Annotated in this window: 10 protein-coding genes; 6 read left to right on the top strand and 4 right to left on the bottom strand. The window is 37.0% G+C overall.

All coding sequences use genetic code 11. The features are described 5' to 3' along the window. Positions 1 to 65: 65 nt before the first annotated feature. The gene (locus tag SOLCA_RS09235; protein ID WP_014680180.1) at positions 66 to 1,475 is read right to left on the bottom strand and encodes a phosphohexomutase domain-containing protein; all 1,410 of its coding nucleotides are present in this window, start codon (positions 1,473 to 1,475) and stop codon (positions 66 to 68) included. Positions 1,476 to 1,696: 221 nt separating this feature from the next. Here SOLCA_RS09235 and SOLCA_RS09230 point away from each other — a divergent pair, with 221 nt between their 5' ends. Continuing rightward, positions 1,697 to 3,010 (top strand): aspartate kinase, encoded by a 1,314-nt coding sequence (locus tag SOLCA_RS09230; protein WP_014680179.1) that lies wholly within the window; start codon positions 1,697 to 1,699, stop codon positions 3,008 to 3,010. 141 nt (positions 3,011 to 3,151) lie between these two features. Further along, positions 3,152 to 4,309 carry a diaminopimelate decarboxylase gene (gene lysA, locus SOLCA_RS09225; protein ID WP_014680178.1) on the top strand — a complete coding sequence of 386 codons (1,158 nt, stop codon included), beginning with the start codon at positions 3,152 to 3,154 and terminating at the stop codon, positions 4,307 to 4,309. An 84-nt stretch (positions 4,310 to 4,393) separates the two neighbouring features. Here lysA and ruvB read toward each other — a convergent pair whose 3' ends face one another. The 3 genes from ruvB to SOLCA_RS09210 all read right to left on the bottom strand — a co-directional run bounded on the left by ruvB (position 4,394) and on the right by SOLCA_RS09210 (position 7,469). Beyond that, positions 4,394 to 5,419 carry a Holliday junction branch migration DNA helicase RuvB gene (gene ruvB / locus SOLCA_RS09220; RefSeq protein ID WP_014680177.1) on the bottom strand — a complete coding sequence of 342 codons (1,026 nt, stop codon included), beginning with the start codon at positions 5,417 to 5,419 and terminating at the stop codon, positions 4,394 to 4,396. A gap of 139 nt (positions 5,420 to 5,558) precedes the next feature. Next, a complete protein-coding gene (locus SOLCA_RS09215; protein WP_014680176.1) occupies positions 5,559 to 6,521 on the bottom strand; it encodes an MlaD family protein in 963 nt (320 codons plus the stop codon). Between the two features lie 129 nt (positions 6,522 to 6,650). Beyond that, the gene (locus tag SOLCA_RS09210) at positions 6,651 to 7,469 is read right to left on the bottom strand and encodes an N-acetylmuramoyl-L-alanine amidase family protein (protein ID WP_217166196.1); all 819 of its coding nucleotides are present in this window, start codon (positions 7,467 to 7,469) and stop codon (positions 6,651 to 6,653) included. A gap of 72 nt (positions 7,470 to 7,541) precedes the next feature. Here SOLCA_RS09210 and SOLCA_RS09205 point away from each other — a divergent pair, with 72 nt between their 5' ends. The 4 genes from SOLCA_RS09205 (at position 7,542) to ilvD (ending at position 14,406) form a co-directional block, all read left to right on the top strand. Beyond that, the gene (locus SOLCA_RS09205; RefSeq protein WP_014680174.1) at positions 7,542 to 10,184 is read left to right on the top strand and encodes a putative LPS assembly protein LptD; all 2,643 of its coding nucleotides are present in this window, start codon (positions 7,542 to 7,544) and stop codon (positions 10,182 to 10,184) included. Positions 10,185 to 10,435: 251 nt separating this feature from the next. Continuing rightward, entirely contained in the window at positions 10,436 to 11,689 is a 1,254-nt protein-coding gene (gene ilvA, locus SOLCA_RS09200) for a threonine ammonia-lyase IlvA (protein WP_014680173.1), read from the top strand. Positions 11,690 to 11,760: 71 nt separating this feature from the next. Further along, the gene (gene ilvE / locus SOLCA_RS09195) at positions 11,761 to 12,648 is read left to right on the top strand and encodes a branched-chain-amino-acid transaminase (RefSeq protein WP_014680172.1); all 888 of its coding nucleotides are present in this window, start codon (positions 11,761 to 11,763) and stop codon (positions 12,646 to 12,648) included. A 78-nt stretch (positions 12,649 to 12,726) separates the two neighbouring features. Further along, positions 12,727 to 14,406 (top strand): dihydroxy-acid dehydratase, encoded by a 1,680-nt coding sequence (ilvD, locus tag SOLCA_RS09190; protein WP_014680171.1) that lies wholly within the window; start codon positions 12,727 to 12,729, stop codon positions 14,404 to 14,406. Positions 14,407 to 14,454 lie beyond the last annotated feature (48 nt).

Below are 14,454 nucleotides of genomic sequence, written 5' to 3'. Positions count from 1 at the left end.
AAGACGAAGCTGTTCCGCAAAACGGAACAGCTTCGTCTTTTAGTTAAATTGCATTAATGCCTCAATTAGCCAAGTAAAGTCGCTTTTGTTGCATCCAGAATTGCAAATGCATCTGCAGAATTTGCTGCTTCAGCATAAACTCTTAATACAGGTTCTGTTCCCGAAGGACGAATCATTACCCAGGTTCCATTTCCTAAGTGGAATTTATAACCGTCCATATCTTCAACTTGTGCAATTTTATAGCTTCCAAACGAAGAATACAGGCCGTTTTTACAAGCTTTAATGATGGCTTGCTTTTTCTCTTCCGTTAAGTGAAGATCGTAGCGCTCAACGGCAAATGAACCAACTTCAGCATATACTTCTTCAATCAGTTCAGTTAATGATTTACCTGTTTTAGCCATAAATTCCCAAACAGTTAAACCAATCCAAATACCATCACGTTCCGGAATATAACCGGTAATTGCAATTCCTCCTGATTCTTCACCGCCTGCCAACACTTGCTTACCACCGTTAACAATTAAATCACAGATATATTTAAACCCGATTTTAGTGGTAGTTTGAGGAAGTTTATACTTCGCACAAAGGTCAGCGATTTTTTGTGTACAAGAAAAAGTGGTGATTACCTCGCCACTTAAACCTTTGTATTTGTGTAAATAATGAATGAGTAATAAGATAATATGATGAGAATCTACGAAATTTCCTTTTTCATCATACAAACCAATACGGTCAGCGTCTCCATCAGTTGCTAAACCTGATGCGATATCACCACTAAGTTTGATCAATTCAGAAAATTCAGAAAGATTTTTGTGGATCGGCTCAGGTGCTTGTCCGTCAAACCCCGGATTATGATCACAGTGAAGGAACGTTGCATCAGGGAACAAGCGGCGCATTGCATTTTGTCCGGCGCCATACATCGCATCGTAAGCAAAATTCATCCCTGAGTTACGGATAGCATCAAGGTCAAATTTTTCTTCAACGTGTTTAATATACATGTCTTCCAGATTAATCTCTTCAATCAATCCTTGTTTTTTGTATTCATCAATTGAAAGTAAGTCCAAAGGAATTTTCTCAGGAATTAGCTCTTCAACAGCATCAATCATAGACGGAGTAGCAGGTCCACCATAAGAAGCTTTGATTTTATAACCACTGTAAGCCGGTGGATTGTGACTTGCCGTAATGATTACCCCCAGATCAGCTTTTAATAATACGGTTCCTAAAGAAACCATTGGTGTAGATACAAAATCGGTAGAAGAGATAAATACTTTAATGCCGGCATTTGCGAAAACTTTTGCTGTGGTTTCAGCAAATAATTTCCCTGCAAAACGAGGGTCATTGCCAATTACTACTGAAGCTTTAGGTTTTTGTTCTTTTAACCATAAGGCAGTTCCGTATCCTACACGAATAACATTTTCAACTGTAAACTCCTGAGCTATAATGGCACGCCATCCATCGGTGCCGAATTTAATGTTTATCATAAATTTTCAATTACGTGCCTAAATTAATGAATCAATGAAAAAAATATCGTTATTTTAGCGAAATTTTAATTAAAATAAGATTTTGACTTATCCGTTCAGGAAATTTGAGTAAAAAATTAAGATTGTTGCAATTTTCTCAATTTGTTGAAACACAAGTCTTAAAAGTGTTTATTTCTGAGAATAAAACCTAAACATATATTTTTTTAATCATTGTACTTAAAATGAAAGTATTAAAATTTGGAGGAACATCTGTCGGAAGTCCTGAGCGTATGCGCAGACTTTTAGACATAATTAATCCTAACGAACGTCAGATCGTTGTATTGTCAGCAGTATCAGGAACAACTAACAGCCTGGTAGAAATCAGTGAAGCATATAAGGTTGATAAGAATAAGGCAGTTTCATTGATTGATAATCTGAAGTCGAAGTACATCGTTTTTATACAAGATTTATTTCCGCAGCAAGAATTTTACGCAAAAGGTAATGAAATAATTGAAACTCACTTTGCAACTATTTACTCATTTGCCAATGAGGCTTCATTTACACCTGCACATGAGCGGGCAATATTAGCACAAGGTGAGTTAATTTCTACCAATTTATATACTGTTTATTTAAATCAGATTGGTATTGATGCGGTATTGTTACCGGCATTGGATTTCATGAAAATTGATGAAGAATCGGAGCCCATTGTACCTTTCATTACTGAAAAATTAACGCCATTATTAGAAGCAAATCCAACCACAAAATTATTCATAACCCAAGGCTTCATTTGTCGTAATCCTTTTGGCGAAATTGATAACCTGAAACGTGGAGGTAGTGATTATACGGCATCACTTATCGGTGCCGGGATTACAGCAGAAGAAGTGCAAATTTGGACAGACATTGACGGTATGCACAATAACGATCCTCGCATTGTTAAAAATACGCGTCCAATTGCGCGACTCTCATTTGAAGAAGCAGCAGAGTTAGCTTATTTTGGGGCTAAGATTTTACACCCTCAGAGTGTATTACCTGCTCAGAAATATAAAATCCCAGTTCGTTTAAAAAACACAATGGATCCTACTGCTCCGGGAACATTAATCGATGCACAACGTAGCGAAGGTGAAATTAAAGCTGTTGCAGCAAAAGATGGTATCACAGCTGTTAAGATTCAATCAAGTCGTATGTTGATGGCTTATGGTTTCTTAAGACGAGTTTTTGAAATCTTTGAACGTTATAAAACACCAATTGATGTAATTACTACATCAGAGGTAGCCGTTTCAGTAACTATTGATAAAACAGATAATCTTAAAGATATTATTGAAGAATTGGCCGATTACGGAGCTGTAGAGGTAGATAAAGACCTTACTATTATTTGTATTGTAGGTGATTTTGTTTCTTCTAAAACTGGGTATGCTGCGCGTGTAATCAACTCATTGAAAGAAGTTCCGATGCGTATGATTTCGTATGGTGGTAGCAATAACAATATTTCAATTATTGTTGATTCTAGTTTCAAACACTCAGCATTGCAAGATTTACACGAAGGGCTGTTTAATTAGTTATCAGATATGGGATAGGAGATTTGAGAAAATAGAGTTCTTACATTCAAGTATTCCGGTCGATATAAAACTGATATAGATATGTGGGACATAACGCTAAGTTCCAATACCATAATCTCATATCTCAAACTTTACTAAAAGATGTTTTCAAACGAACAACTAAATAAGTTTCAATCAGAAGAAACGCCATTCTATTATTACGATCTCTCGTTGCTATCGGCCACTTTGAAAGCCTGTACAACTGCCTCTGATAAGTATGGATTTCATGTGCATTATGCGTTAAAGGCGAATGTTGATAAACGCGTTTTAGCAACAATTAAATCCTATAACATTGGTGCGGATTGTGTGAGCGGAGGTGAGGTAAAGCGTGCATTGGAGATTGGTTTTAATAAGAACCAAATTGTGTTTGCAGGTGTAGGTAAATCAGATGCGGAAATCAATTTTGGTTTGGATAATGATATTTTCTGTTTTAATGTTGAATCAATCCAGGAACTCGAGGTAATTAATGAGTTAGCTGCTAAAAAAGGTAAAACTGCACAAGTAGCATTAAGAATTAACCCGAATGTTAATGCTTATACGCATAAATACATTACCACAGGTTTAGAAGAAAATAAATTTGGCATTAATCAGTGGGAGTTTGACAAAGTAGTTACTTCACTAAAATCTCTTCCTAATATCAAATGTGTAGGCTTGCATTTTCATATTGGTTCTCAAATTACTGATTTTAATGTTTTTAAAAGCCTGTGTGTTAAAGTGAATGACATTGTTAAGTGGTTTACTGATCGTGGTGTAGCCATTAAGGTTATTAATGTAGGAGGAGGATTAGGGGTTGATTATTATGAACCAGATTCAAAATCAATTGTCGACTTTGAAACCTATTTCAAAATATTTGATTCCTTCCTTGAGCGCACTGCCCAGCAAGAAGTGCATTTTGAATTGGGGAGAGCATTGGTAGCCAATTCAGGTGCTTTAATTTCGAAAGTGCTGTTTGTCAAAAATGGTCAGGTTACAAACTTTGCCATTTTAGATGCAGGTATGACTGAATTAATGCGTCCTGCTTTGTATCAGGCCTATCATAAGATTCAAAATATTTCGAAATCGGGTAACAGTGTTAAAAGCAAAAATTACGATGTAGTAGGCCCGATTTGTGAGTCTACCGATTGTTTTGGGAAAGCGGTAGAATTACCGGAAACCCAACGAGGAGATTTAATCGCTATTCGTACAGCCGGTGCTTACGGAGAAGTGATGGCTTCGAACTACAATCTTAGAAATAAGGTGAATGTAGTTTACGGAGAGTAGATATTGATTACGAATTGCGGGTTACGTGTTACGAGTTCATAATGAATTACATAACTAATAATCCGTAATCCGCAACTCGTAATTTTAAAATAAAGTATTCCCTTTTGAGTGGTGTAATTTCTTCAAATGTTTATATGCCAATTCGGTAGCTTCTCGTCCTCGGGAAGTGCGCATTAAGTATCCTTCCTGAATCAGGAAAGGCTCATAAACTTCTTCAATTGTTCCTTCATCTTCTCCAACGGCTGTTGCTATTGTTTTTAGACCTACAGGACCTCCTTTAAATTTATCGATAATGGTTAGAAGGATTTTATTATCCATTTCGTCTAAGCCATGTTCATCAACATTTAACGCATTTAGCGCATAACGTGCAATTTCGGTATCAATATTCCCATTTCCTTTCACCTGGGCAAAATCCCGGGTTCTTCGAAGTAGGGCATTGGCAATACGAGGAGTTCCACGACTACGGCGGGCAATTTCAAAAGCACCTTCTTCTGTTGTTGGGGTTTTTAGGATATCGGCTGAACGCATTACAATACTCGTTAATAGTTTAGCATCGTAATATTCTAATCGTGCATTGATTCCAAATCGGGCACGAAGTGGTGCTGTTAATAAACCTGATCGGGTAGTGGCCCCCACCAATGTAAACGGGCTTAATGATATTTGTACGGAACGGGCATTTGGGCCAGTTTCCAACATAATATCGATCTTGTAATCTTCCATTGCTGAATAAAGGTATTCTTCCACCAACGGACTTAAACGGTGAATTTCATCAATGAATAGAATATCACCATCTGATAAATTAGTTAGTAAGCCAGCTAAATCACCGGGCTTATCCAAAACCGGGCCCGAGGTAATTTTAATACCCGTACCCATCTCATTAGCTATAATATGTGAAAGCGTAGTCTTGCCTAATCCCGGAGGGCCATGCAATAACACATGATCTAGTGCTTCCCCGCGATTTTTGGCTGCTTTAACGAAAATGCGAAGGTTTTCAAGGATTTTTTCCTGTCCGGTAAAATCTTCAAACTCCTGTGGACGTAAAACACGTTCAATTTCTTTTTCCGTTGGTGTTAACCTTTCCGAGTTAGGATCAAGATTGGGATTTAGCATTCTGTAATTTTAATTGGTTCAAAAGTATTAAAATACGTTTAATAAAGCTAAAAATTTTAGTTAATATTTGCTAAAAGTTTGTAAATAAAAAAGGTTCATTACGTTAAATAATGAACCTTTTTTGGTACTTGTATCTTGATTATTTTTTTGTTGAATCGGGCTCTGTATAAACTTTTGCTTTTTTACCGAACAATGAGAAATGCACGTAACGTTTTGGATTCACACGGAAATCGACCATTAATTTATCCAGATCAGCTGCAGTTTTATTCAAATTTTCGTACAAACGATTGTCGTTTAACAACATTCCAATAGAACCTTCACCTTTCTTAATTTTGGCCATAATTGCATTTACCTCAGCCATAGATTTGCTGGCATTTAATAGTGTTTCCTGAATATTACCTTTCGCCACCTGATCAGTGATTTTATCAATATTGTTTAATACATTATTGATTTTCTCGTTATTGTTTTTCAGGTTTTGGGTGATCGACTCAACGTTCGACATTATAGAATTAAGGCGATCTGCACTTGTGGTTAATTTAGCTGTGGTTCCTTCCATGTGTTTCATGGTAACCTCAATGCTTTTAAAGCTATTTTGAATACTTTTCTGAAACTCAGGATTCAAAATGTTATTCACCGCTGTTAAAACAGAATCGATTTTCACAAGTGTGATGGTCGCTTTATCCTTGATCGGACTTAGCGATTCCATTAGTGAGCTTTCAATACCGGCAGTGAACTGAAACCCTTCAGGAGCGATTTCTGTTGAATTTCCAAGTTTAAAAACAACAGCTTTTCCACTCAGTAAATCAGGGCTTTGAATTTCAGCAATTGTATTTTTAGGTAACTCAATATCAGATGCAATATCAAAACGTGCTCTGATTTTATGATCTTCCTGTAAATCAAGGCGAGCAACACGTCCGATCTGGAAGCCGTTTACTAAAACAGGACGAGAAATAGTTAATCCGTCAACACGGTCGTAAATTGCATAGAATTTACGTGTATTAGAAAAAACGTCATTCCCTTTTAAATAATTATAACCAAGTATAAGGCATGTAATTGCCAGAGCGGTAAGTATTCCAATTTTGGTTTCGTTCGCGATCTTCATTTAAGAATAATATAGAAATAAGTGCGGATAAAGGTATTGTGCTTATAAATTTACGTTTAACTTATAATTAATAACGCAATAAATAAGGGTAAATTTCCTTAACCTTCAGTCTGCAAAAATATGAAAAAATTAATTGGCTGCCTCTAAATCCTTTTTATAAGACTTAAAAGCGCGGAAAATAGACGCCGCAACTTCACTTTGTCCTTCAGAACTAGCAAGATACTTTCCTTCTTCACGGTTAGACACAAATCCTGTTTCAACTAAAACTGCCGGCATGTTAGTATACCTTAACACCAGAAAACGTTCTTGTTTTACACCTCTGCTGTAACGATTATCTGTATCACCAAATTCCGTTTCAATTTTAGAGGCAATATTTAAGCTTTGCGTTAAGTTTTTGTTTTGATATAAAGAGAAAATGATATAGGCTTCGGGAGAGTTAGGGTCAAAACCGTCGTAACGCTTCTCATAATTATCTTCCAGCATAATTACTGAGTTCTCACGTTTGGCTACATCCATTTTTTCTTGCGATGTTCTTGAATCTGTACCGAAAGCGTAAGTTTCCGTTCCGTAAGGTGAACCACTATTGTTTGAGTTGCAGTGTATGGAGATAAAAAGGTCTGCTTTATTTCGATTGGCTATATTAGCTCGCTCATCAAGGTCAACAAATGAATCCGTTTTTCGGGTGAAGACAACCTTTACATCCGGAAAAGCATCTTCTATCATGTTGCCTAATTTTAGTCCAATTGCTAAGACAATATGTTTTTCGGTGGCCCAGGCTCGGTTAGCGCCGTTATCTTTGCCGCCGTGTCCCGGATCTATTACAATGGTTTTTAATTTGTATTTATATTTTTTTGTACCACTAAACCCCTTATTTTCAGGTTGTAAGTTAAATGATGATAGACTAATGAATAAAAAGGACAGGGCCAAAATGTTAAAAAGTATTCGCACTGCTCTAAATTTCTTTAACTTTGGGGTGCTATTTATTTCCATAAACGCAAAAGTAACATTCAGTTAAATATTTTGAAATTATCAGGTAAGCATTTTTTAAAAGCTTTTTTTGTTTTCCTGTTCTTGTTGTCTCTTCGACCGTCAATGATGGCGGAAGTTGCTAACAACAGGAATTTTACTTCATTTCTACCTATTTCAAGTTTATTAAAAGATACCATTATAAAACCTCAGCGCAATAAGATTGATACAATTGCTAAGGATACGTTAAAGGTAAACCTTAATAAAAAAAGTAGCGGTGCTTTGCAATCGAAAGTCCAATATAGTGCCAAAGACTCTATTCTCGCTGATATTGCAGGTAAGTTTTTGTACCTGTACAAAGATGCAGAAGTAATTTATGAAGGAGTTACGCTTAAAGCCGATTTTATCCGTATCGATCAGAATACGATGACGGTGTATGCGAAAGGAGTAAACGATACTAGTGGTTTTTATGCGGGACGACCATTTTTAAGCGGAGAAGGCAGTGATGTGATTGCAGACAGTTTAGCTTATAACTTTAAATCAAAGAAGGCAAAAGTTTGGTCGGGCGTGAGCAAAGAAGGAGAAGGATTTATTCGCGGCGGACAAATGAAGCTGAATGAGAATAAAGAAGGTTTCCTTAAAGGTGGTATTTATACTACATGTAATGACCCTAATCATGTACACTTTGGTATTAAAATTTCTAAAGCCAAGGTGATGGAAAACAGAGTGGTTACCGGCCCTGCTTATATGTTCATTGAAGATATTCCTACGCCTTTAGTATTACCATTCGGATTTTTTCCAAAAACATCAAAACGAGCTAACGGAATTGTATTTCCTTCAGTTGGAGAGGATGCCCAAAAAGGCTTCTTTTTACGTGATTTGGGTTATTATGTCGGGTTAACCGATAATATGGATATGACCCTGAGAGGGAGTATTTTTACAAACGGAAGTTATGATTTGGGTGTAAGTTCACGTTACATTGTTCGATATAAGTATTCGGGTAATTTTAGCCTTAACTACTCTAACCAACGTTTTGGTGAAGAGGGTACAGCAGGGTTTTCCAATACAAAAGATTTCCGGATATTATGGTCACATTCGCAAAGCAGACAAGGAACCGGAGAAAACTTTTCAGCTTCTGTAAATGCTGGTACTTCTACTTATTATCAGAATACGAGTACCTATATGCCGCTTCCTAACCGTTTTAATAACACGTTATCTTCTTCTATTAGTTATTCAAAAACGTGGCAAGGAACTCCGTTTAACTTATCAACCGCTTTAACCACTAACCAGGAGTTAAATACAGGTTCATTGTACATCGGTTTACCCGCTTTAAACTTTAGCGTTTCCCGTATTACACCTTTTGATTCAAAAAATCGAATCGGGCCTCAGCGTTGGTATCATAAACTTAACTTTACTTATAACTTACGCTTCGATAACCAGTTGCAAACCTATGACAGTTTATTGTTTAAACCAGGTATAGGTGATCAAATTAAAACAGTTATTCAACACCAGTTGCCAATTTCAACCAACTTCAATGTGTTGAAATACATCAATATTAGTCCAAGTGTTGCATTGACAGAAAACTGGTATTTAAAGAGCATTACAAAAAGCTACAACGCTAAAAATGACTCAGTTGAAACACAAATGCATAATGGTTTCAAATCTTACAGGGAATATGGCTTTAATGTGGCAGCATCTACCACTTTATATGGTATGGCGCAATTCAAAAATGGTGGTATAAAAGCTATTCGTCATACAGTACGGCCTTCAGTAGGATATTCATATAGGCCTAATTTCTCAGACCCAAGTTATGGCTATATTAAAAGCTATATAAATACTGCTACTAAAGATACAGTTCAATATTCAATCTTTGAGGGACAGGTTAATTCTGGACCGAGTCCTAATGGTAGCGTACAAAGTGCCCTTAACTTCAGCTTGAGCAACAACCTTGAAATGAAGGTGCGCTCTAAGAAGGATAGTATTAATGGTGAGAAGAAAATATCATTAATCAATGATCTCTCTTTTTCAACCAGCTATAATTTTGCAGCTGATGAATTTAAACTTAGCCCAATTACTATGAGCGGATTTACCAATTTATTTCAAAAGGTAAATCTGAATTTTGGAGCAACGTTTGATCCTTATGCAATTGTTATATCAACAGATAGCCTAGGAATAAAAGAGGCAACACGTATAAATAGCTTCTCTATTTCCGAAGGAGGACCTTTGGTTCGCATGACAAATGCATACGTGTCGTTAAGTGCAAACTTTAATTCTGAATCAAAACGAAAAACCCCTATAACAAATCAGCAACGGAGAGATCTGTACATGATCGACCCGAATCCGAATGATTTCATCGACTTTAATATTCCATGGAATTTAGGATTAGATTACTCCCTTAATTATTCAAATAACGGATTAACTAAATCTACGTCGCAAACTGTTAACGTGCGTGGAGACTTTAGTTTGACACCTAAATGGAAGATTAATGGAACAACAGGTTATGATATTACTAACGGAGTGCTTTCTCCAACCAGTTTGGGTATCATAAGAGATTTACACTGTTGGGACCTTTCTGTGTATTGGATTCCGTTTGGAGGATATAAGAGTTATAGCATCGATTTAAGGGTAAAATCGTCGATTTTACAGGATTTGAAGCTAAGTAAACGTCGTCCTTATTATTACGATGATAGCTATTAAGAGCAATAGACATCGTAGAATGATTTAATTTTTTTAAACTTTGATTTGGTTTTTTAAAAGTATCGCAATACATTAGCATTATAGATAAACAAATGAGAAATCTAAGCACTATTATTACTGTCATTATTATTATCGTGGTGATTATTCACACATGACAGGGAAGTAGTGCACTCAAATATGTAAAGCAAACACAAACATAAAAAGAGCCGCTTCCTGAAAAAGGAAGCGGCTCTTTTGTTAAGTACCATTTTATGCAAACAACAACTTCTAACGTAACTGAACAAATAAGCTTAGCCGCTGAGAGATTAAATGGTGTAGCCCTGAAAACGCCACTGCAATACATTTCCCGCTTGTCGGAGAAATATGATTGTAAAATGTATTTCAAAAGGGAGGACATGCAACCTGTACGTTCGTACAAAATTAGAGGTGCGTACAATAATATTATCGGTCTAAGTGATGAGCAGCGCAGTAGAGGTGTTGTGTGTGCAAGTGCAGGAAATCATGCTCAAGGGGTAGCTTTTAGTAGCAGTAAGCTGAAAATTAAGTCGCACATCTTTATGCCTCAGGTAACGCCGAGACAAAAGATTGAAAAAGTGAGAAGTTTTGGAGGTGAATGGGTAAATGTGGTGTTAACCGGAACGACCTACGATGAGGCTTATGCTGCTTCTAAAAGATTTGCAGAGCAAAATAATCTAGCATTTATCCATCCTTTTGATGATTGGAACACCATTTATGGACAGGCAACAGTAGCAAAAGAAATTGACGATGAATTACAGGATTTTGATGTGTTAGTAGTGCCTGTAGGTGGAGGAGGATTAGCGTCAGGAGCCTCTTTGTTTTTCAAAGAAATTAATCCCAATGTAAAAGTTATTGGTATTGACCCTGAAGGAGCACCAAAAATGATTGCAGCGCTGAAAGAAGGTAAGCCAGTACGTTTAGAGTCTATCGATACATTTATTGATGGTGCTGCAGTTAAGCAAATTGGTGATCTTACTTTCCGTTTGGCATCGGAAAATATTGATGAATTTTTAACGGTTCATGAAGGTAAGGTTTGTACTACTATGATCGAACTTTATCAAAATGAGGGAATTATAACCGAACCGGCAGGAGCACTTTCTGTTGCTGCATTAGACAAACTAGCACCTCAATTAAAGGGGAAAAAGGTGGTTTGTGTAATTAGTGGTGGTAATAATGATATTGCTCGCTACCCGGAGGTAATTGAGCGTAGTTTGATTTACGAAGGCCTAAAGCATTACTTTATCGTTGAATTTGCACAGAAGCCGGGTGAACTTCGTAATTTCTTAAATGATGCGTTGGGGCCAAACGACGACATTGTGCATTTTCAATATCTGAAGAAAACAAATAAGGAGTTTGGACCGGCTCTGGTAGGGATTGAGTTAGCATCCAAAGCTGATTTGGAACCGTTGTTGTTTCGCTTCAGGCAAAATCATATCAATTACATCAATGTAAATGATCATGAAATGCTTAGAAAATATCTCGTATAGTAACAGTGGGTTCAACTGTGTTTACATTAAATTCTTAATCCAATTTAACTTTTAACCTTATAGATCGATTTATGCAGTTTAACGAAAACTCCGTGGTTTTTTACAATGGGAAGTATGTAAAAGCCAAAGATGTGAGATTCAGTCCTTACAGTCAGTCGTTTCATTATGGCAACAGTGCATTCGAAGGGATTCGTGCTTATGAAACGGATGACGGAACGCGAATTTTTAAGCCTATTGAACATTTTAAGCGATTGCTTTATTCATGCGATAAGTTACATATTAAGCTCAATTATACTGTTGAAGAACTAACAGACATTTCATACGAATTGATTCGTCAGAATCACTTAAAAAATGCTTATCTGCGTCCATTGGTTTTTGCTGGTGATAATCTTTCATTGACACCAAGTAACAGTCATAATATTTTCATAGGGGCATTGAGTTGGGCGGTGTATTATGGAGATAAACAAACTCGTTTAATGACTTCGTCTTATAGCCGTATAAGCCCTTCGTCATTCCATGTTGATACCAAAGTAACCGGGCAATATGTGAATGCAATTTTGGCTACGCGAGAGGCTAAATCAAAAGGTTTTGATGAAGCATTACTATTAGACCAAAATGGTTTTGTTTCTCAATGTGCTGCTTCAAACTTTTTCTTCGAAAGAGATAATGTAATCTACACTCCTGAAGTAGGCAATATATTTCCGGGAATAACCCGATCTACGGTCATCGAAATAGCTAAATACTTAGGGTATGATGTGGTAGAAGGAAAAATAAGACCAGAAGACCTAATTGATATTGATGGAGCATTCTCAACCGGAACGGCCGCCGAAGTAGCAGGTATTGAAAGTATTGACGGTAAAGGCTTTCGTAAAAAGTGGGAAGATACCATTGGTTATGAAATCAGTGTAAAGTACAGGAAACGAGTTACTTTAAAAGAATACAAAGGTTATATCATATAAATTGAGCGTCGTAAAACAAAACGATGATTGTTTATCAAACTTTCAAAGAAAACCTACTTTCGAATTAAATATTACAAAATGACTAAACTGAACAGATATAGTGCGACATTAACTGAAGACACTACACTTCCTGGTGCTCAAGCCATGTTATATGGCATTGGTCTTACTGATGAAGACATGAAAAAAGCCCAGGTAGGCATTGCCAGTGCAGGTTACGATGGAAATACTTGTAACATGCATCTGAATGATTTATCCCAGGTAATTAAAGGGAGCGTTAGAGAAAATGATATGATTGGTCTTGTTTTTAACACCATTGGCGTAAGTGATGGTATTTCAAACGGAACCGCGGGTATGCGTTTTTCATTACAATCTCGTGATATCATTGCCGATAGTATTGAAACTGTTGTTTCGGCGATGTTTTACGATGGTGTAATTACCGTAATGGGCTGTGATAAAAATATGCCTGGCGCATTAATGGCAATGGGTCGTTTAAATCGCCCTTCTATTATGGTTTATGGAGGAACAATTAACGCCGGCCATCATAATGGTCAAAACCTCGACATTATTTCTGCTTTTGAAGCGTTAGGGCAAAAAATTAGCGGTGATATTACACCTGAAGAATTTAAAGAAGTGGTGAAGCATGCTTGTCCGGGTTCGGGCGCATGTGGAGGTATGTACACAGCAAACACCATGTCGTCGGCTATTGAAGCTTTAGGAATGAGTTTGCCTTACAGTTCTTCAAACCCTGCTACAAGTAAAGAAAAACAGGACGAATGTAAAGCCGCCGGAAAAGCTATTCGTGTATTACTGGAGAAAAATATTCTTCCGAAAGATATTATGACTGAAAAGGCATTTGAAAATGCAATGACAATTATAATGGCTTTAGGAGGATCAACCAATGCAGTTATTCACTTGATTGCTATGGCTAAAGCAGTAGATATCAAGTTAACCATTGATGATTTTCAACGCATATCAGATAAAACACCATTTATTGCCGACTTAAAACCAAGTGGTAAATATTTGATGGAAGATGTGCACAAGATTGGCGGTATTCCGGCTGTAATGAAATACTTATTGAAAGAAGGTTTCTTACATGGCGACTGCTTAACTGTAACTGGTAAAACAGTGGCAGAGAATCTTGCAGATATTCCGGATTTATCGGTAGATCAGAAAATTATTGTTCCGTTAAGTGCACCAATTAAACCTAGTGGTCACTTACAGATATTATACGGTAACCTTGCTAAGGAAGGTTCAGTTGCAAAAATCACCGGTAAGGAAGGATTACATTTTAGTGGCCCGGCGAAAGTTTTTGATTCCGAATTCGAGTTTAGCGACGCGGTATTAACCGGTAAAATTGACAAAGGAGATGTGGTGGTGATTCGTTATCAAGGCCCTAAAGGAGCACCCGGAATGCCTGAAATGTTAAAGCCAACATCGTTGATCATGGGAGCTGGTTTAGGTAAAAGTGTTGCGCTGGTTACAGATGGTCGCTTCTCAGGTGGTACACATGGTTTCGTTGTGGGACACATCACTCCTGAAGCTCAAAATGGAGGTTTGATCGGCTTAATTAAAAATGGTGATATTATTATGATTGATGCTGAAAAACGAGTCATCAATGCTGAATTAAGCGATGAGGAGATCGCAAAAAGAAAAGCTTCATGGCAGGCACCTGCATGGAGAGCCACCAAAGGAACATTAGCTAAATATATCAAAAACGTATCATCAGCTTCTGAAGGATGCGTTACAGATGAATTATAATAGATGATTACACCGATTTTAAAATGATTACGCCGATTTTTCAATGTA

Source organism: Solitalea canadensis DSM 3403 (assembly GCF_000242635.2).
GTDB classification, from domain to species: domain Bacteria; phylum Bacteroidota; class Bacteroidia; order Sphingobacteriales; family Sphingobacteriaceae; genus Solitalea; species Solitalea canadensis.
Note: the sequence above shows the minus strand (reverse complement) of the source record. Positions and strands in the feature narration are given on the sequence as shown.